Origin of the sequence: Pectobacterium sp. A5351 (assembly GCF_028335745.1) — a bacterium.
Taxonomy (GTDB): Bacteria; Pseudomonadota; Gammaproteobacteria; order Enterobacterales; family Enterobacteriaceae; genus Pectobacterium.
Map to the genome: position 1 here is coordinate 2,378,637 of NZ_CP116477.1, position 19,307 is coordinate 2,397,943.

Below are 19,307 nucleotides of genomic sequence, written 5' to 3' on the forward strand. Positions count from 1 at the left end.
CTTATTCGTTCTCGGATTTTCCATCCTGAGCCGCTTTCCCTTTTACGACAACCGCAATGGCAAGCTCTTCCAGCGAAGCCGGGTTGGCGAAGCTTGGCGCTTCCGTCATCAGACAGGCGGCTGCCGTTGTTTTCGGGAAGGCGATAACGTCACGAATGTTATCGGTGCCCGTCAGCAGCATCACCAGGCGGTCAAGACCAAACGCCAGACCGGCATGCGGCGGCGTACCATATTTCAGCGCGTCCAGCAGGAAGCCGAATTTCTCACGCTGCTCTTGTTCGGTAATCCCCAGAATGCTGAACACGGTTTGCTGCATATCACCGTTGTGAATACGCACAGAACCGCCACCCACTTCATAACCGTTAATCACCATGTCATAGGCGTTGGCAATCGCCGAAACCGGGTTGGCAGCCAGTTCAGAAGGCAGCATGTCACGCGGTGCGGTAAACGGATGATGCATCGCAGCCAACCCGCCTTCGCCATCTTCCTCAAACATCGGGAAATCGACGACCCACAGCGGTTCCCAGCTATTGTCTTTCGTCAGGTTCAGATCGCGCCCCAGCTTGAGACGCAGCGCACCCAGCGCGTCGGTCACCACTTTCGCGCTGTCTGCGCCAAAGAACAGGATGTCGCCATCTTGCGCCGTGGTACGATCCAACAACGCAGACAACCTGTCTTCATTCAGGAATTTCGCGACCGGGCTTTGTACGCCTTCCAGCCCCTTGGCACGCTCGTTGACCTTGATATAAGCCAGACCTTTCGCGCCATAGATTTCAATAAACTTGCCGTATTCATCAATCTGCTTGCGGCTAAGCTGTGCGCCGCCCGGTACGCGGATAGCGGCAACGCGGCCTTTGGCATCATTTGCCGGGCCAGAGAAAACTTTGAATTCAATGTCTTTAACCAGATCGGCAACGTCAACCAGTTCCAGCGGGTTACGCAGATCCGGTTTGTCAGAACCGAAACGGCGCATCGCTTCTGCGAACGTCATGATCGGGAAATCGCCCAGATCGACACCTTTCACGTCCAGCCACAGTTCACGTACCAGTTTCTCCATCACTTCACGCACCTGCGGCGCGGTCATGAAGGAGGTTTCCACATCGATCTGAGTAAATTCTGGCTGTCTGTCAGCACGCAGGTCTTCGTCACGGAAGCATTTAACGATCTGATAGTAGCGGTCAAAACCGGACATCATCAGCAGTTGTTTGAACAACTGTGGAGACTGCGGCAACGCATAAAATTTGCCTTTATGTACACGGCTCGGCACCAGATAGTCGCGCGCGCCTTCTGGCGTCGCCTTCGTCAGCATTGGCGTTTCGATATCCAGGAAACTGTGATCGTCCATAAAGCGGCGAACAAAGCTGGTGATACGCGCACGCGTTTTCAGGCGCTGCGCCATTTCAGGACGGCGCAAATCCAGATAGCGGTATTTGAGACGGGCTTCTTCGGTGTTGGTTTGATTGGAATCCAACGGCAGCGCTTCTGAGCGGTTAACAATGGTCAGGGTACTGGCAAAAATCTCGACTTCACCCGTCGCCATATCTTTGTTGATTTGGCTTTCTGGACGGGCACGTACTACACCGGTAAGCTGGATGCAGAACTCATTACGCAACTCGGATGCCAGTTTAAATGCGTCCTGACGATCCGGGTCAAAAAACACCTGAACCAGCCCTTCACGGTCACGCATATCAATAAAAATCAAACCCCCCAGATCGCGGCGGCGGTTAACCCAACCGCACAATGTCACTTCCTGGCCCACATGGGACGAATTCAACTGCCCGCAATAATTAGTACGCATCACGATGTCCTTTTACTCATCCGCCAGCTCACACGTTTTCACGCTAGACTACTTTTCACAGTAGATCACAGCACAAAAACAGTGGCATTTTCGCTGCGCGGCATGGTTTTTCTGGATTACTGTCCGGTGAAAAAAGGTGGCTATTATAAAGGATATTCGCCCGAACGATAAGCATGAAGGTAACGCTCTGCACCGCCGCCGCCTACTCTTTTTACGAAATTCCCTTTCCGGTTAACGGAATGTTCACTCATCGGCATAGCGTTGTTGCAAAAGTGAGTGGTAGACGAAAGCCCGCCCCATCAGCCCACAGGGACAGAACTCGCTGGCGCGCATCGCGTGAGGATTTAGGGAAACCGACCTTCTCTTTTGACAAAATCTGCTAAAGTTAATAAGTAACTTATTATTTTTATAAAAATTTTAATAAAAAGCACTTCACCATCACTGGCTAATGCGTATGGTTTACATGGAGAACACCTATGTATTCATTTGTTGCACGTCAACCTATTTTAAATCAATACCTCCAAACTGTTGCCTACGAACTCCTTTTTCGCATGGACGTCACCAATAAATTTCCTAATGTCAGTCCTGAATTTGCTACCGCACAGCTTATTTCCGATCAGTTCTTAACCAATCCACTGACAAAATCCGTGGTTGAACAACCTTACTATATTAATTTTCCCCACCAGATGCTGATCAATGGTCAGGCAGAAGTCCTGCCACAGGAAAAAGTCGTTATCGAGATTCTTGAGAATTCTCCCCCCGACAACGATCTCTTTGTCGCCGTAAAAAAGCTAAAAAGAAAAGGCTTCAGAATTGCGCTGGATGATTTTTCGATGGATTCAGAGTGGGATCGGTTTTTACCTTACATTGACATCATCAAATTCGATCTCACTCTATCGACGTTTGATAATATTGAAAATTTCATCAACAGAACCTCGCCGCGCAAATTAACCTATCTGGCCGAAAAAGTAGAAACGCATGAGCAATACCTGCAAAGCAAAAAGCTGGGGATCTCACTTTTTCAGGGATATTTTTTCAGCCGTCCTGAAATGATTAAGTCGAAAAAATTAGTCAGTAACTCCAGCAATACCATCAGGCTACTGAGAGAGGTTAATAAGCCTGAAATCAACTATGCCACGATCGAGGAATTGGTTTGTGCCGATCTGTCGCTGTATTATAAATTGATGCGCCATATCACCAATATCAAATACAACACCCGCTTTGGTATCACCGCGACCTCGATGTCTTTCCGTTCCATGGCAATGCTGCTTGGACAACGGGAACTCAAACGTTTTGTCTCGTTAATCAGCATTACCAACAGTAATGAAAATAAACCCAGCGAGCTTTATCGCACCAGTTTAATTCGCGCCAGATTCTTCGAATTATTGCACGCGTCTTTTAATCTGAAGAACGATACCACCGAGGCGTTTCTCTGTGGATTATTATCGCTGCTCGATGCCGTATTAGATTCGCCGATGCCGCTGCTGCTCTCGCAAATCGCTCTGTCGGAAAAAATTAACCAGAGTTTATTGGATCATACCGGCGAGCTCGCGCTTTATCTGACATTAATCTCTAAATATGAACAGCAAGAGTGGGAAGAACTTGAACAGCTTTTAACGCAACTGGGTCTTGATGAAGAAAACGTCCTTACCATGATCATGGAGGCAACGCACTGGGCAGATGAGATTTTATAAACGATGTCTCTCAGCTCACTCGCATGGCGCTGACAATTGCGCGATAATCAGCGCCATTCTATTGAGGTTTACTGACGTGATGGTACGATGATGTACATCGGATTACCGCAATGGCAGCATCCGGCATGGAGTCGGTTAGGACTCAACGATCTTGCCGACTACAGCCGCTATTTTACCTGCGTTGAAGGTAACACTACCTTTTATGCGTTGCCTTCACGTGAGGTCGTCGGGCGCTGGCGCGATATGACGCATGATGACTTCCGCTTTTGCTTCAAATTTCCCTCAACGATCAGCCATAAAGCCGCCTTGCAGAACTGCGACAGCGATGTCGGCCTTTTTTATCAATGCCTTGAACCGATTGCCCACCGTATCGGACAGCTCTGGCTACAGCTTCCCGCCGCCTTCGGCCCCGCGCAATTGCCTGTTTTGTGGCGCTTTCTTGATGCCTTGCCGCAGGGATTTAGCTACGGCGTGGAAGTACGTCACCCGCTATTTTTTGCCAAAGGCGATGAAGAACGCGCGTTGAATCAGGGGCTACAGCAGCGCGGTCTTAATCGCGTGATTCTCGACAGTCGTCCGGTTCACCACGCCGTACCAGAGAGCGCCGCCATGCGCGAAGCCCAGCGGAAGAAGCCCCGCGTGCCGGTACATGCCGTGCTGACGGCCACGCAGCCGCTGATTCGCTTTATCGGCAGTGAAACGCTGGAAGAAAATCTTCGCTGGTTCGAGTCATGGCGTAACAAGTTGCCGCAATGGCGTGAAGCGAATCCCTTCTTCTTTATTCACACACCGGATATCGGTGATGCCCCACCGCTGGCGCAGCAGCTTTGGCCTTTACTCGCCGAGATCGACCCGACATTTCCGCCCCAGCCGGATTGGCCACAGCAGGCGACGCTCTTTTGATCCACCCGCTACTGGCATGTGTTAGCCCGTTTGGTTATAAACAATTTTACAACGCAGCGCATTTCCGCTAAAAAAATCGGCCTTTACAGGCGACAGTTGCGTTAGGTAAAGCTATTATTCTGCAAGCCGTTTTCGGTTAGGTTACGGAGTAAAACATGGTAAGTGCGCTCTATATCGTGCTTGGCGCAATCTTGTTGATAAAGCTGTCTATTGATGTTGTGAAACTCAGAATGCAGTATCGCGTGGCCTATGGCGACGGCGGATTTTATGAATTGCAAACGGCGATCCGGGTACATGGCAATGCGGTGGAATACATTCCGATTGCGGCGATTCTGCTGGTGCTGATGGAAATGAACGGCGCCCTTATCATCATGATCCACTTCTGCGGCATTTTATTGATCGCCGGGCGTTTAGTTCACTACTACGGCCTTCGGCATCGCGAATTCCGCTGGCGGCGTTCAGGTATGGCGGCAACCTATGCCTCGCTCATCCTGATGATTGCAGCAAACCTCTATTATCTCCCCTGGGATCTGGTTTTCACGCTGTATTGATGGCATGAAACAAGAACGAGACCTGTTCCTCCCGGATGCACGGAATTTATGCGTCCGGGAATCAAAAGCCGCGTCCATAACCCTACGCCGACACAATGTGAAAGGTGAAGGCTACGGCGTATTCTGCTAGAATGCGCGCCTCTTTATTACTCTCAGTGCACTTTCCGCCATGCCAAACCGCGATATGCTTTTTTCTGTGCCAATTGCCAATTTAGGCGACTGGACATTCGACGAACGCGTTGCCGACGTATTCCCCGATATGATCCAACGTTCTGTACCCGGCTATTCCAACATCATTTCGATGATTGGCATGCTGGCAGAACGCTTCGTCCGTCCAGATAGTCACGTCTATGACCTGGGATGCTCGCTGGGTGCTGCGACGCAGTCCATGCGACGCAATATCTCTGTTCCCGGTTGCAAAATTATCGCGGTCGACAATTCTCCCGCCATGGTGAAACGTTGCCGTAGCCATATCGACGCTTTTCGTTCCGATACGCCCGTCGAGATTATCGAAGCCGATATCCTGAACATTGATATCGAAAATGCGTCGATGGTGGTGTTAAATTTTACGCTTCAATTTCTGGAACCCTCCCAGCGCCAGGTGCTCATCGAACGTATTTATCAGGGATTAAATCCCGGCGGCGTACTCGTCCTCTCTGAAAAATTCAATTTTACGGACAAAGACGTCGGCGAATTGCTGTTCAACATGCACCTCGATTTCAAACGGGCAAATGGCTACAGCGAGTTAGAAATCAGCCAGAAGCGCAGCATGCTGGAAAACGTCATGCTGACCGATTCGGTAGAAACCCATAAAGCTCGCCTGGCAAGCGCCGGTTTTGAGCATAGCGAAATTTGGTTTCAATGTTTTAATTTTGGTTCGTTATTAGCCGTGAAAGCAGAGGAAAAGGCGTGATCGATTTCGGCAATTTTTATCAGCAAATCGCAAAAGGCCCACTCAGCCACTGGCTTAACACGCTGCCTTCACAGCTCAGCAGTTGGCAGCAGGAATCCTTGCACGGTAAGTTCAAACTCTGGTTTAACTCGCTGGAACATCTCCCATCGCTGACGCCAACCTCTCTGGATTTAAACGACAGCGTCACCGCGCGCATGGAACCCGATATTTCCGAGGGGCAGCGGGAAGGCATTGAAAAACTGCTGCGTAACCTGATGCCCTGGCGTAAAGGACCCTTTTCACTTTACGGCGTAGATATCAACACAGAGTGGCGTTCTGATTGGAAATGGCAGCGCGTTCTGCCACATATCAGTCCGTTGAAGAACCGTCTGATTCTGGATGTCGGCTGCGGCAGCGGCTATCACCTGTGGCGTATGGTCGGTGAAGGCGCCACGATGGCGGTCGGTATCGATCCGATGCAGCTATTCTTATGTCAATTTGAAGCCGTACGTAAACTGCTTGGTGACGATCAGCGGGCGCACGTTCTGCCACTCGGCATTGAACAACTCCCCGAACTTACCGCTTTTGACACGGTGTTCTCGATGGGCGTGCTGTATCACCGTCGTTCCCCATTCGATCACCTGTGGCAATTGAAGAACCAACTAGTGGCAGGCGGTGAACTGGTGCTGGAAACGCTGGTCATTGACGGCGATGAAAATCAGGTGCTGGTGCCAGGAGAACGCTACGCGCAAATGCGCAATGTGTATTTCATTCCTTCCGCGGCGGCCTTGACCACATGGCTTGAGAAATGCGGGTTTGTCGATGTCCGCGTCGTCGATATCTGCACCACGACAACGCAGGAACAGCGTCGGACAGACTGGATGATCACGGAATCGCTGGCTGAATTCCTCGATCCTGAAGATCAGACAAAAACGGTGGAAGGCTACCCTGCACCAGTACGGGCGGTGGTGGTTGCACGTAAACCAGGAGTCTACCAGCCCTAGCTGCTGCGCCAGATAAAAAAAGCCCCAACAACACGTTGGGGCCTGGTACTTGCCATGCAAACCGACAGGTATGCTGCGCGGCAAAATTGAAGAATGATAATGTCGTGTTGATTACAATGCTGTTTACGCACTACGCATATCGCCACACCATGACATTCCTGATGTCATGACACGTACTGCATTCCACAATCCGGGCTGACCGCCCGTTTCATTGCTGCCACTACATCGCCATCCACGCAATACTGGCTAAATTCGTCTAGCTCTGTATCAGAACACATCGACACGCCGATTTTTCGGTAGCGCATAGGGGATGACATCCATTGACCAGCGGAACTGTGCAGTTCCCGAATACCGGCCTGCTGAAATTTGTGCAAGTTAGTCAGCCGCACGCCGGAGCCCGCCATAATGATTGGACCGCGACTGGCCTGTGTTAGTTCACGTAATAACCACAACCCATTCTCCGCCGTCTGCTGCTGCCCAGAGGTCAATATGCGCGATACGCCAAGTTCAGTGAGTTGTTCCAGCGCAATGTAAGGGTTCAGGCACATATCGAACGCGCGATGAAAGGTCACCGCCATTCCCTGAGCGACCGCCATGATTTCGCGCATTTTGGGTAAATCAATATGTCCTTCCTCATTCAGCACACCGACAACGACGCCGGGAAACCCCATCTCGCGAATATGCTCAATATCATATTTGATGGCAGCCAATTCTGTCGCGCTGTAGCAAAAATCACCGCCTCTCGGGCGCACAATCGGGTGAACAGGAACCGCAACTTTTTCACGGGCACGACGCAGCGCACCATAAGATGGCGTTAATCCGCCTTCTCGTTGTCCAGCACAGAGTTCAATCCTATCAGCCCCAGACTGCGCTGCTGTTATGGCACAATCAACGCTATAACAGCATACTTCCAGTTTCGTCATCGCTGCTCCTCCATGTAAACTCTCAAACTACTTTTTTTCTTCATTAGCGAGAAATCGGCGAATCATCAGGCCGATTAAAGTAATAACTATGGCATTCACATTCATATCGTGAGGAGACAGGAGTCACAATGAGCGCGATAGATTGCCGAAATAAACATGACATAATCCACAGTTTTATTAATCTGTTCTATACCCGTCATACTTCAAATTGCAGGTGCGTTGGCTACGTTCACTCACCCGAATCACTTACCTAAGTAAGCTCATCGGGATTCCCTCGCTTGCCGCCTTCCTGAAACTCGAATTATTTAGGGTATAAAGTAGAAGAAAATGGCATGAATAACGTGACATGCCATTTTACCTTTCAGTCAATGTTATCTTTCTGATTACTCAACAAACGTACTCATCACTATTTTCATAGTGACGACATTTCGCTCGCGACAACATCGCGTATATCAAATGGATGAAATTTTATTGTCACTTTCCCGTTGGTTACCGCCAGCGTCGGATTAGGCATTCGTTCTTTTTCGCCTTGCGGAGAACTGAATTTCAGCTTGATACCTGGCGCACGTAGCGCATCATCAGACAAGCAGGCCAGTGCACGCTGATGCAGCGTTTCTGCCTCCCCTGAAAGCACCAGTTCCACATGCTCCCATCCTTCATGCGGATAATGTTTTTCCCCCGGCCACGGTAGCTCGATGCACGTCATTTTCCAAGGGCCAACCGAGATAGCCTTATCCAGTATAAACAAGCAGATTGGGCGACCATTGATCTGGTTTTCAGACAGTAGGCGACCAACCTTTAGCAGCGCCACTTTCCAGGATTCAGCCGTCGCATTTTGGTTGCAGCGTAGAGAAATATGGTCAGCATGAAATGCGCCTAAATCCAGGTGTAGCACATCGGCCAATTCCTGCAACGCGAGCTCAAAACGCGCTAAATCCGTTATCAAATCATTGGGTAACATATCGGGCAAAACTCCTCGCAGCATCTCACATTATCACTAACCATTGGCACGGTGAGAATATCACACCCGTGACACATTCTAATTAAATTCTACTTTTCTCTCTGTACATTTATTTACATCTCCGTTACGTGAAACACATTAAATGCAAAGAAAAGATAACCATTTTGTTTGATTAATAAACGGAAATGTTTTTTACTCGGCGTTAATTTGCGATACTTCTCGCAATCTATTCTGGGAGGAATCTTAAATAAGCCGCCCCCCATTGAATGCTTAAAAGAAAACGTATAAATTAAGAAAATAAATAATAACGCAGAGATACCATCATGGTTTTACTCATTATATCCATAGCACTTATCGTTATTGCGGCATACGCTATTTTTCGTCATTTTAAAACCAGAGACTCACATAAAATTGGTGTAAATGGTCGTTCAAGAAAACGTTAAGATCGTAATTTTGATTTATTTTTATTCTACCTAAAACCTCATTTTCTTTTTTTTCGTGTTCTCCTTATCTCTTTTTTTCCTATCATCGCCCCTTTTTCATATCCCGCTTTGCGGGTATTTTTTCGCCTGAACATCCCACGGATCCTCCCTGTGTGCTGACGAAGAAAAGCAAATATGGTATAAGCAAGGCTTAATTTTTTATTTAAGGTAAACCGGTGAATATTCAGGCTCTTCTCTCCGAAAAAGTCAGCCAGGCGTTAACCGCCGCGGGCGCGCCAGCAGACAGCGAAGCTCAGATTCGTCAGTCGGCAAAAGCACAGTTTGGTGATTATCAGGCCAATGGCGTCATGGCCGTGGCAAAAAAACTGGGCATGCCGCCGCGACAATTGGCCGAAAAAGTCCTCCAGCGTTTGGCGCTCGAGGGCATTGCGGAAAAAACAGAAATAGCAGGCCCGGGGTTTATTAATATTTTTCTCGATAAACAGTGGGTTGCGAGCCAGGTTGAGAACGTCCTGAATGCACCAAAACTGGGTTTAACGCCAGTTGAACCACAAACGATCGTGATTGACTATTCTGCTCCCAACGTCGCGAAAGAAATGCACGTCGGCCACCTGCGTTCAACTATCATTGGTGATGCCGCAGCCCGTACGCTGGAGTTTCTGGGCCACAACGTCATTCGTGCCAACCACGTCGGTGACTGGGGTACACAGTTCGGCATGCTGATTGCGTATCTTGAAAAAATGCAAAACGAAAACGCTAGCGAGATGGATCTGTCCGATCTTGAAGCGTTCTATCGTGAAGCGAAGAAACACTACGACGACGATGCCGATTTCGCCGAGCGTGCACGCGGCTATGTGGTGAAATTGCAGGGTGGTGATGAATATTGCCGCCAGATGTGGCGCAAGCTCGTCGATATCACCATGACGCAGAACCAGATCAACTATGAACGCCTCAACGTCACGCTGACAAAGCAGGATGTGATGGGTGAAAGCCTGTATAACAGCATGCTGCCGGGTATCGTTGCCGATCTGAAGGCAAAAGGTCTGGCGGTAGAAAGTGAAGGCGCTACGGTGGTTTTCCTTGATGAATATAAAAACAAGGAAGGCGAACCGATGGGCGTTATCATCCAGAAAAAGGACGGCGGCTACCTCTACACCACTACAGATATCGCCTGCGCCAAATACCGTTATGAAACCCTGAACGCCGATCGCGTGCTTTATTACATCGACTCACGCCAGCATCAGCATCTGATGCAGGCCTGGACCATCGTGCGTAAAGCGGGCTATGTGCCTGATTCCGTCAGTCTGGAACACCATATGTTCGGCATGATGCTGGGCAAGGACGGTAAGCCATTCAAAACGCGTGCAGGCGGGACGATTAAACTGTCCGAGCTGTTAGATGAAGCCTACGATCGCGCATTGAAGCTCATCGCAGAAAAAAATCCACAGATGGAAAGCGATGAGTTAACCGCGCTGGCGAAAGTGGTTTCCATCGGTGCGATCAAATACGCCGATCTGTCGAAGAGCCGTACCACAGATTATGTTTTCGATTGGGACAACATGTTGGCGTTTGAAGGCAATACCGCGCCTTACATGCAATACGCCTACACCCGCGTCGCGTCTATTTTCAAGCGTGCAGGCATACAGGAAGACAGCTTAACGCAGCCGATTACGCTGAGCGATGAGCGAGAATTTGCGCTTGCCACGCGCCTGCTGCAATTTGAAGAAACCATCACCACCGTCGCCCGTGAAGGTACACCGCATGTGATGTGTAGCTACCTGTACGATCTGGCGGGTCTGTTCTCTGGTTTCTACGAGCACTGCCCGATTATCAATGCCGACAGTGACGACGTGCGTCAAAGCCGTCTAAGACTGGCACTGCTGACGGCGAAAACGCTGAAGCAAGGTCTGGATACGCTGGGCATCGAAACCGTCGAGAAGATGTAATTTACCACTGGCTGTGACCGGCCTGCTTGCCATACCGCTCTCAATGCCTCTCCAGGCTGTCTCTTAGTCATATACTGCTGCGTACTAAGAGACAGTTTCGGAAATAACGATAGTCATTCCTCTGATTTTAAAATCATCCTCTCAAGTACGTGATTGTCGGTAGGTTAAATAGATTAAAAATGTCATCATGATGCCGACAGAACACAAATTTATGATGATCCAGCCATTTTTCATATTCATAAAAAAACCGACGGATAATGATGATAAAAAATTAACAACATATATTGACAAGGAATTCACACCCTGAGCCTTATATTTCATTTTTGTATCTACAATCTGGTTAACCAAAAATGTTCCACCGGCAAACATAACTCCCCAGCCAGCGCCAACGATACTGAGAGAGATAATATAGCCTAAATGATCGTTAACAAAGAGAGGGAAAGCGGAGCCAATAATGAATAAAAGAGATCCTATTTGTATAATAGATGCCGTTTTAATTTTATGGATTAAAAAGGGTAGCAAAAAAGCCGGTGCGTACATCCAGAAGAAATGCCATTGTAGTACATTTGCACTCTGCTCTATATTGAACTGCTCATGATGCATCGCCAAAGGTGTCGCATTCATCACTAATGTCATCACAGAGAACGCCAAAGCACAGCTCATAGTACCTATTAAAAAACCAGGGCATTGGATAACATCCATAACCTTAACATTTTGAGTATCATTATCTTTTTTACTCCCTAGCGGAATAAAAATAAACATCTGAGAAATAAAAGATAGCGCAAACACAAGAGAAGACAGTATAAACGTCCCCAGAAATACATGCTCAGAGATCAGTAGCTCGCCTTTTGTCGCGATAATCGGCCCCGCCACGCCACCAATAACCCCACCACCAATTATAATTGATGTACATATTTTCTTTTTTACATCTTCATTAAATATCTCAGCAGCAGCAAATCTGTAATATTGATTAAATACGGTAGCGCCTCCAAGTATAAGAGTAGATAAGATGAACAATGAAAAAATCTCATAATACATCGACACAGCAGCCAACACGCTGCCAAATAATCCGATGATGCTCCCAATCGCAAAAGCGGTGCGTCTCCCATACGACGACATCAGATATGACGCATAGTAAACCATAATTGCCCCTCCCAGAACGGTAGAGGTAACAGGTACTGTACTGAGAAATGGATATGGCGCAAGTTTATTGCCCGCCAGCGTAGAGGTAAGCGTCAACATAGAAATCACTGACCCCGTTAATCCCTGACCTATAAACAACGAAAATAATGTAATTCTATTTTTCATCATATCCCCCGACTATTTATTCTTCAATATACCTAATGCCTTTAATCACAGAAATATATTCTTCTTTAGACAGATCGGTATAAAACAAAGGCTGATCATTTTCAGTTAACCATGAAAACAAACCATTTGTCACTGGTTGGATTCTCTTAACTTTACCTTTTTCTCCTTTGCTATATATTTCAAGCAAAGTATCGAATGAAATCCCACTTTTAGTTATAAAACCGCATACATGCTGAGAAAGTTTGTTACCACTATTTTTACCTAACGTATAGAGCGCGGGGATATCTCTGCGATCTTTTTTCTCATGAACGGTCAAACGAATTGCGTTTGAATGCAACTTACTTTGTGATGTATTGTTAATATCACCATCCATCAAATGCAACGCTATATACTTCCTTGCGGAGACAAGTGAAACCTGATAAAAAAAGTCAATTACATCATCGAATAACTCAACGTTGTTTAACTTATCTATCCAGAATGGATGCGTCGTCCTATTGAGGATGGAAACAATCGCGATCATAATTAACTGGTCTATATCATTTTTATCTTTAATATATCTTGAAATACTTTCAGGAAGATGAATGCCATGAGGATTTAATACGTCCCCAGTTAATATTGCTTGCCAATCAACATTTATAAGTATTGTTTTAAAGATCTTTTCAATATCTCTCTGTTCTGTCATGCTACAAAACAAATTCAATTTATCATAATCCTCTATATGATTATTATGATATGAGTCGAAAATAATATTTACACCTTCTATTTTTAGTGCATTTACTAACAACTGTCTTTGTTGATCATACTTAATAATTGCATCACGATCTGTAAATAATGCAGGATAGAATCTTGTTCCACCGGTTAATACCGTCAACTTAACATTATAACCACAAATCAAATGGACACTAAGAAGGACAATTTGTAGATTCATTATTGCGTACAGTTCAGACAGATCCGCACTAAACCCCTCCGTTTTCAACCCTCCGCAATAGCGTTTTGCCTGCCCCCAGCCAATAAGAAATTCCACATTATTTTTTTGCAATGCAGAATACAATTTTTCCTGTAATTTTCTGGTATCAAGGCTGCCAGCATTTTTTGAAATAGAGTGATCTCTGAAAACTTCAACGATAAGTGCTGCACGATACCAGTCCTTATCGTCTAAATTTGAATACATTATGTCTTCACCAATACCTTCAATTCTCCCTTTTACGGTTTTGACAACTTTTCTGGCCTCTCTAATTATATTTTCAATGAAAAGTTCAATTAGTAATTCACAATCGGAATGAGTTAACTGCTCAGTTTGCAAATCACGAATACTAAAATCATAATCCCACTTATCATTAATAATGACAGGCAAATTTGACTCACTAACAAAAATTCTATTTTCCATTAAAAAATTCATTATAGACATCCTTAATCTTTAATGTAGTACATCGGCTGATTAATTTTATTCATCTCATATAATGGATCAAATTCTTTACCTTTTTTATCTCCTGATGAAATATAAATTTTTGTATGATCTTCAGATTCACGGAAAAGTCTGTATTTATAATCCACCGAAATACTTTCGCTTTCATTCTTTATACCCGCAACAGTATGCTGAGCTGTCATTGCGTAATCTTTAGCATTCGTCGATATAAAATTATATTCCCCTTTTTTGGCATGAATGGTCAACTTCAAAACCGATGGTAATTTATTATAAATAGTATTCAATTTTCGATCTGTTAAAGAAATAGAAACGTACTGCTTTGCGGCTTCCCACGCCTCTTTCCTCATATTAAAAATGGTATCTATTGCATCATAAGCAAGAGCACCAACGATATCGGAAGAAAAAAGGTGTGACTTTTTTAGTCTATCAATTTGAAAATTTAAAGATGCAATGAATGACACATAAAAATTTTGATTTTCTCTGGTAAAAATCTGTTTCTCTTTATGCCAGTCAGGAAATAATGAATGATAATTCACAGATGTTATTATTGACCAGTATGTATGCGATAACTGTTTTCCAATATCATCATTCTGTATGTATTGAAATGTTTTTTGAGGATTATTGGCATCAAAAAAACGATCATATTTAGACGATAACTCATGATAAAGACGCTTATTTAAAACGTGCCTTTTAAAATCCCAATCATCAACCGAATCATCACTTATCCATTTTTCGTAATCAACAACTTCGACAAAATCATCAATATGAAGATACTTCACCCAATAGTTAAGCGACTGCTGATATAAATCCACTACTTCATAGGGTGTTTTACATGCTCTGTTATATTTATTCCCATCCGCCAGGATGATAAACTTGCACGGATAATTAGAAATATTTGATATTAATTTAGCCAGTTTTGCACATCTTAGTAATGTATTAATTTCACCTATATCAGGAAAATATCCTTTATTTTTTATTGGTGAAAATGGCTTTCTTGATAAGACAGGCATCGCCAAAATAATTTCTTTATGTTTATTGATATTTTCACTTATTATTGAGACAGTTTCACTTCTATTAATATATTGTTCATTGTTTTTAAAAAAATATCCATCAAACAAGGCTTCTGCTGCATATTCAACTGCGGTTAATTTATTACTGTTATGATTGCCAAACTTTCCTTTAATTCGCTTAAGTAATGCTGACTGCCTTTTTGATATAGTTGTATTTAATTTATTTTCCAGCTTACCAAGTATTTCATTAACAAAATAGTCTTCATGCACAATAGTATAATTACTTCCACGCCCATCCATCGTATCAAGCTGATGCCTCAGCCGTTCAACCAAACTAATCAAACGATGTGAACTGGATATTTGTGTTTTTTTTTGCTCTTCATTCAGATTCATAGTTCCCTCTAATGATCACAATAACTTTCCATGTACGTAATATCATTTAACAGATCCCAAACAAGTATAAAATATAAAAGTGCGAAAACATCCAACAAATAACAATAAGTAATAAAAAATATCTTTAATATAAAGAAAACAAATAACAGCCATTTAATAGTGATTTATATCAATAAATAGCAAAAAAAAGAATAAAAAATTGTAAAAAACATTCTTTTAGATTCTTCAACCAAATCAGCCAGTTCAAAAACTGATGTTATTTCACCATCCTATTGGATAATTTTAAAGTTTACAGCGCCCACTATTAAATAGTGGGCGAATTATTAATTCTTGAATTAATAGCAAAAAACTATAATCATATATCAGACTGATGACAAACCTATTTGCCGAACAAAAACGAGGGTAACGGAATAGAATAGTAAAGCGTTTGCGCCAGGGACAAAAGCCTCAGGAACGCTTTTGAACGTCGCTTGCGACAGACCTGAAAGGCTGACTATGTCCCCCTCCGCAGGGGGGAAACATCTTGAACCCTGCCTGACAATAGTCAGGGTAAAGGAGGGAGTATCTACACACTACGGCGGGCAAAATCTCGTGGCCGGAACCCCAGCAGGGCCAGCGTGGCAAAATAGGACCCTGCTCCCGCGACCACCACCAGCAGCAAACGCAGGATTCGCATCGTCATGTTGCCGTCATCCCACGCGGGCATCCACCACAGCATCCCCAGTAAAACCAGCGACATCACGATAACCGCGACCAGCAGACGCACCAGAAAACGCCGCCAACCCGGCTGTGGCTGGAAAATATCCTGCTTACGCAGTTGCCAGTACAGCAACCCTGCATTCAGGCACGATGCAAGACCGATGGACAAGGCCAGACCAGCATGTTGCAGCGGGCCGATAAAGATCAGGTTCATCACCTGCGTCAGAATCAGCGTGACTATCGCGATTTTAACCGGCGTCTTGATATCCTGTCGGGAATAAAATCCGGGTACGAGCACCTTGACAACAATCAATCCCATCAGCCCAACCGAGTAGGCAATCAGTGCCCGCTGGGTCATCAGCGCATCAAAGGCGCTAAATTTACCGTACTGGAACAGCGACACCGTCAACGGTTTAGCCAAAATACCTAGTGCGACCGCACTCGGCAGCGCCAGCAGGAAACACAGGCGGAGTCCCCAATCCATCAGACGGGAGTATTCGTCATGGTTGCCACTGGCAAAACTCTTCGCCAGCGACGGGAGTAAGATCGTTCCCAGCGCCACGCCCAGAACGCCGGAAGGGAACTCCATCAGGCGATCGGCGTAATACATCCATGACACCGCACCTTCACTGAGGAAGGACGCGAAAATGGTGTTGATGATGAGTGAAATCTGGCTTACCGAGACGCCCAGAACCGCAGGCCCCATCAGCTTCATGACTCGCCAAACGCTCGGTTCCCGCCATTTCAGGCGTGGCAAGACCAGCATGCCAATCTTTTTCAGATGCGGTAGCTGGTAGCCGAGTTGCAGTAAACCGCCAACCAACACCGCCCAGGCCAGCGCCATCACCGGTGGGTTAAAATATGGCGCAGCAAACAGCGAGAAACCAATCATGCTGACGTTAAGTAATGTCGGGGCAAACGCCGGCACCGAGAAACGGTTCCAGGTGTTCAGCACCGAACCGACCATAGAGGTCAGTGAAATCAGCAGAATGTAGGGAAACGTGACTCTTAACAGATCCGAGGTCAGCTCAAAGCGCTCTGGCGTCACGGCAAAACCAGGAGCGGTCACCATAATAACCCAAGGGGCGGCAACCATTCCGGCTACGGTGACCAACGCCAGAATCAGCGTCAGCATACCGGAAACATAAGCGAGGAAGGTTCGCGTGGCCTCGTCACCCTGCTGACTTTTATATTCGGCAAGAATAGGCACAAAAGCCTGTGAGAATGCGCCCTCCGCGAAAATCCGCCGGAGCAGGTTGGGCAGTTTAAACGCCACAAAGAAGGCATCCGTCGCCATACCTGCACCAAAAATACGCGCGACGATCGCATCGCGCACAAACCCTAAAATGCGCGATAGCATGGTCATGGAACTGACGGCAGCCAGTGATTTAAGTAAATTCATCCGATTATGTTCTGAACGGTTCAGGACCGATTATTAACCCGTTGAGGTCATCCTGATTGCGAGGTGCGACTAGTCTACGCATTGCGCGAGTAATAGCTACCGCGCATTGTCATAACCGCTGAACTTTTCAGCTTTTTCCCAGCAATTTTTCAATCATGCGTTGGGATAGCAATGCCTGGTTACCTGATGCACGGTGCGAAACGACGATTAAAGCCGACCATCAGAATTTTTTGTCGTTGTTCTGCCAATTCAACCAGCGCTTCCGCCTGTGTAAGCCGCTCTGCCAGCGGTTTATCCACATAAACATCGACGCCAGCTTTCAGCAGTTGGCTCACAACAGAAAAATGGCTGGCGGTGCTGCTGTACACGAAAACGGCATCACGAAAACGGCATCACATTGTGCAGCCAGTTCGTCCAGCGCGGAGAAACTCGTCATTCGATAGTGCTGACAAATCCGCTGCGTCTTTTGCTGGTCGGGAGAAAATGCGCCAACCAATTCCCAGCGTTCGGCCTGGCTAAGAATCGGCAAGTACGCTTTCTGCGCGATAGATCCCAGCCCGACAACGCCGATACGGGGACATTGGCTAACACCACCGCTATTCTCCGAAACACTTTGCGCAGACGTAAGCTGAGGCTTCATAACTGATTTTCTCCCTGATACCGATTGATTACGCTAACAGCGAGGCAAGCTGACGCTTGAGTTCAGCGACCTCTTTTTCTAACGCCTCAACCCGTTCAGTCAGCGGATGCGCATCATCGTTTGCGCTTTCCACTTCAAGCATCGTCCCATCATGGGCCTCACCGCTGAAAAGGTGTCGATAGCGGCTTTCTCGCTTACCCGCTTCCCGCGCCAGTCGGACAACAAACGGCCCATCGTCGCGCTGTTGTAGTTGTTCAAGAGTGGATTCAGCCTCGCTGACATCTGAAAAATCATACAGTCGGGCCGCACGAGTACGCAGTTCGCCCGGCGTCTGTGGGCCACGCAGGAGCAGCGTCGTCACCAACGCCACTTCCGCCGCTGACAGCTTCAGATCGCCAAACTCAGAATTGCAAAAACGATGTTCATACTTCACAACACGATTACCAAACCCGCTGAGCGTGCGCAGGAAATGCTTCTTCACGAGTAAATCCAGCGTTTGCTGCACCTCGCTTTCACTCAGCTCCATCACGGGTTCGCGGTTAGTTTTCTGATTACAGGCCGTGGTGATGCCGTTTAACGACATCGGGTATTGATCCGGCGTGGTGATCTGCTTTTCCAGCATGCAGCCAATCACGCGGGCTTCACGAGCATCCAATTGGTATTTCATCATTTTTCCTTAACGCGGAGACTTCCACTCGGCGTTGGTCAGCGCGGTTAATACATGGTCCTGCCATTTGCCGTCAATCAGCAGATAATCCTTCGCATAGCCCTCACGTTCAAACCCCAAACGCGCCAGCAAATTCCCGCTACGCTCGTTATGCGGCATATAGTTAGCCATGATGCGATGCATATGCTGCTGACGCTGCATATAGCGTATTGCTGGTTGCAGCGCCTCATACATCAGCCCCTGCCCCTGCCATTTTTGGCCGAGCGAATAGCCCAGATAGCAGGCGTGAAACGATCCCCGTAGCACGTTGCTGAAATTCGCCACGCCGTACACTTCGTTTTCATTCGGATCCAACAGGAGGAAGTAATAGGCGCTGCCCTGTTTATGCATATCGTTAATCACGCTCAGCCGTGCCTGCCAGCCTGACGGATAGCAATGGCTGGCGTCTCTCACGGGTTCCCACGGCTTAAGGAAATCACGGTTTTCAGAATAGTATTCAGCCAGACGCCATGCATCACGTTCCTGGGCCAGACGCACCACCAGCCTGTCGGTTGTCAATTGCACTCTTGCTGGCGTTGAACGATAGCCAAACATTTTTCCCCCTGCCTCTCCATGTTATCGATAAGTAAAATTTATCGCTGCTGAAA

At 46.6% G+C, this 19,307-nt stretch carries 15 protein-coding genes and 1 pseudogene; 6 read left to right on the plus strand and 10 right to left on the minus strand.

All coding sequences use genetic code 11. From position 1 onward, the window contains the following. Position 1 precedes the first annotated feature (1 nt). A complete protein-coding gene (gene aspS / locus O1Q74_RS11135) occupies positions 2-1,798 on the minus strand; it encodes an aspartate--tRNA ligase (RefSeq protein WP_271873075.1) in 1,797 nt (598 codons plus the stop codon). A gap of 476 nt (positions 1,799-2,274) precedes the next feature. On the opposite strand from aspS, the gene O1Q74_RS11140 reads away from it, so the two are divergent. The 5 genes from O1Q74_RS11140 (at position 2,275) to cmoB (ending at position 6,842) form a co-directional block, all read left to right on the plus strand. After that, complete coding sequence (locus O1Q74_RS11140; RefSeq protein ID WP_271873078.1) at positions 2,275-3,492, plus strand: EAL and HDOD domain-containing protein; 1,218 nt, start codon at positions 2,275-2,277, stop codon at positions 3,490-3,492. 90 nt (positions 3,493-3,582) lie between these two features. Beyond that, positions 3,583-4,395 carry a DUF72 domain-containing protein gene (locus O1Q74_RS11145; RefSeq protein WP_271878875.1) on the plus strand — a complete coding sequence of 271 codons (813 nt, stop codon included), beginning with the start codon at positions 3,583-3,585 and terminating at the stop codon, positions 4,393-4,395. A gap of 155 nt (positions 4,396-4,550) precedes the next feature. Further along, the gene (locus O1Q74_RS11150; protein WP_010275916.1) at positions 4,551-4,946 is read left to right on the plus strand and encodes an MAPEG family protein; all 396 of its coding nucleotides are present in this window, start codon (positions 4,551-4,553) and stop codon (positions 4,944-4,946) included. Between the two features lie 169 nt (positions 4,947-5,115). Next, positions 5,116-5,859 (plus strand): carboxy-S-adenosyl-L-methionine synthase CmoA, encoded by a 744-nt coding sequence (cmoA, locus tag O1Q74_RS11155; protein ID WP_271873082.1) that lies wholly within the window; start codon positions 5,116-5,118, stop codon positions 5,857-5,859. Next, entirely contained in the window at positions 5,856-6,842 is a 987-nt protein-coding gene (gene cmoB / locus O1Q74_RS11160) for a tRNA 5-methoxyuridine(34)/uridine 5-oxyacetic acid(34) synthase CmoB (RefSeq protein WP_271873085.1), read from the plus strand. Before cmoA ends, cmoB begins: the two co-directional genes overlap by 4 nt. A gap of 164 nt (positions 6,843-7,006) precedes the next feature. Here cmoB and cutC read toward each other — a convergent pair whose 3' ends face one another. Together cutC and O1Q74_RS11170 are read right to left on the minus strand one after the other, a co-directional pair. Further along, positions 7,007-7,765 carry a copper homeostasis protein CutC gene (gene cutC / locus O1Q74_RS11165; protein WP_271873087.1) on the minus strand — a complete coding sequence of 253 codons (759 nt, stop codon included), beginning with the start codon at positions 7,763-7,765 and terminating at the stop codon, positions 7,007-7,009. Positions 7,766-8,177: 412 nt separating this feature from the next. Beyond that, a complete protein-coding gene (locus tag O1Q74_RS11170) occupies positions 8,178-8,726 on the minus strand; it encodes a VOC family protein (RefSeq protein ID WP_271873090.1) in 549 nt (182 codons plus the stop codon). Between the two features lie 658 nt (positions 8,727-9,384). On the opposite strand from O1Q74_RS11170, the gene argS reads away from it, so the two are divergent. Beyond that, positions 9,385-11,115, plus strand: coding sequence for an arginine--tRNA ligase (gene argS / locus O1Q74_RS11175; protein WP_271873092.1), 1,731 nt, complete (start codon positions 9,385-9,387; stop codon positions 11,113-11,115). A gap of 141 nt (positions 11,116-11,256) precedes the next feature. Here argS and O1Q74_RS11180 read toward each other — a convergent pair whose 3' ends face one another. The 7 genes and pseudogenes from O1Q74_RS11180 to rimJ all read right to left on the minus strand — a co-directional run bounded on the left by O1Q74_RS11180 (position 11,257) and on the right by rimJ (position 19,254). Continuing rightward, positions 11,257-12,423, minus strand: a complete 1,167-nt coding sequence (locus O1Q74_RS11180; RefSeq protein WP_271873094.1) for an MFS transporter — start codon at positions 12,421-12,423, stop codon at positions 11,257-11,259. Between the two features lie 16 nt (positions 12,424-12,439). Beyond that, positions 12,440-13,822 carry a hypothetical protein gene (locus O1Q74_RS11185; RefSeq protein WP_271873097.1) on the minus strand — a complete coding sequence of 461 codons (1,383 nt, stop codon included), beginning with the start codon at positions 13,820-13,822 and terminating at the stop codon, positions 12,440-12,442. 11 nt (positions 13,823-13,833) lie between these two features. Further along, positions 13,834-15,252 (minus strand): L-tyrosine/L-tryptophan isonitrile synthase family protein, encoded by a 1,419-nt coding sequence (locus tag O1Q74_RS11190; RefSeq protein ID WP_271873099.1) that lies wholly within the window; start codon positions 15,250-15,252, stop codon positions 13,834-13,836. Between the two features lie 565 nt (positions 15,253-15,817). Beyond that, positions 15,818-17,353: a murein biosynthesis integral membrane protein MurJ gene (gene murJ, locus O1Q74_RS11195; RefSeq protein WP_271873101.1), complete on the minus strand. Its 1,536-nt coding sequence runs from the start codon at positions 17,351-17,353 to the stop codon at positions 15,818-15,820. Positions 17,354-17,544: 191 nt separating this feature from the next. Continuing rightward, positions 17,545-17,993: pseudogene (locus tag O1Q74_RS11200) on the minus strand (Gfo/Idh/MocA family protein); the annotation flags it as partial. 28 nt (positions 17,994-18,021) lie between these two features. Further along, positions 18,022-18,660 carry a YceH family protein gene (locus tag O1Q74_RS11205; RefSeq protein ID WP_271873103.1) on the minus strand — a complete coding sequence of 213 codons (639 nt, stop codon included), beginning with the start codon at positions 18,658-18,660 and terminating at the stop codon, positions 18,022-18,024. Between the two features lie 9 nt (positions 18,661-18,669). Next, on the minus strand, positions 18,670-19,254 hold the full coding sequence (gene rimJ / locus O1Q74_RS11210) for a ribosomal protein S5-alanine N-acetyltransferase (protein ID WP_271873106.1): 585 nt from the start codon (positions 19,252-19,254) through the stop codon (positions 18,670-18,672). Positions 19,255-19,307 lie beyond the last annotated feature (53 nt).

Excerpts from the sequence above, each read along its gene's own strand:
- aspS (WP_271873075.1), bottom strand. The coding sequence starts at position 1,798 with ATGCGTACTAATTATTGCGGGCAGTTGAATTCGTCCCATGTGGGCCAG.
- O1Q74_RS11140 (WP_271873078.1), top strand. The coding sequence starts at position 2,275 with ATGTATTCATTTGTTGCACGTCAACCTATTTTAAATCAATACCTCCAA.
- O1Q74_RS11145 (WP_271878875.1), top strand. The coding sequence starts at position 3,583 with ATGTACATCGGATTACCGCAATGGCAGCATCCGGCATGGAGTCGGTTA.
- O1Q74_RS11150 (WP_010275916.1), top strand. The coding sequence starts at position 4,551 with ATGGTAAGTGCGCTCTATATCGTGCTTGGCGCAATCTTGTTGATAAAG.
- cmoA (WP_271873082.1), top strand. The coding sequence starts at position 5,116 with ATGCCAAACCGCGATATGCTTTTTTCTGTGCCAATTGCCAATTTAGGC.
- cutC (WP_271873087.1), bottom strand. The coding sequence starts at position 7,765 with ATGACGAAACTGGAAGTATGCTGTTATAGCGTTGATTGTGCCATAACA.
- O1Q74_RS11170 (WP_271873090.1), bottom strand. The coding sequence starts at position 8,726 with ATGTTACCCAATGATTTGATAACGGATTTAGCGCGTTTTGAGCTCGCG.
- O1Q74_RS11180 (WP_271873094.1), bottom strand. The coding sequence starts at position 12,423 with ATGAAAAATAGAATTACATTATTTTCGTTGTTTATAGGTCAGGGATTA.
- O1Q74_RS11185 (WP_271873097.1), bottom strand. The coding sequence starts at position 13,822 with ATGAATTTTTTAATGGAAAATAGAATTTTTGTTAGTGAGTCAAATTTG.
- O1Q74_RS11190 (WP_271873099.1), bottom strand. The coding sequence starts at position 15,252 with ATGAATCTGAATGAAGAGCAAAAAAAAACACAAATATCCAGTTCACAT.
- murJ (WP_271873101.1), bottom strand. The coding sequence starts at position 17,353 with ATGAATTTACTTAAATCACTGGCTGCCGTCAGTTCCATGACCATGCTA.
- O1Q74_RS11205 (WP_271873103.1), bottom strand. The coding sequence starts at position 18,660 with ATGAAATACCAATTGGATGCTCGTGAAGCCCGCGTGATTGGCTGCATG.
- rimJ (WP_271873106.1), bottom strand. The coding sequence starts at position 19,254 with ATGTTTGGCTATCGTTCAACGCCAGCAAGAGTGCAATTGACAACCGAC.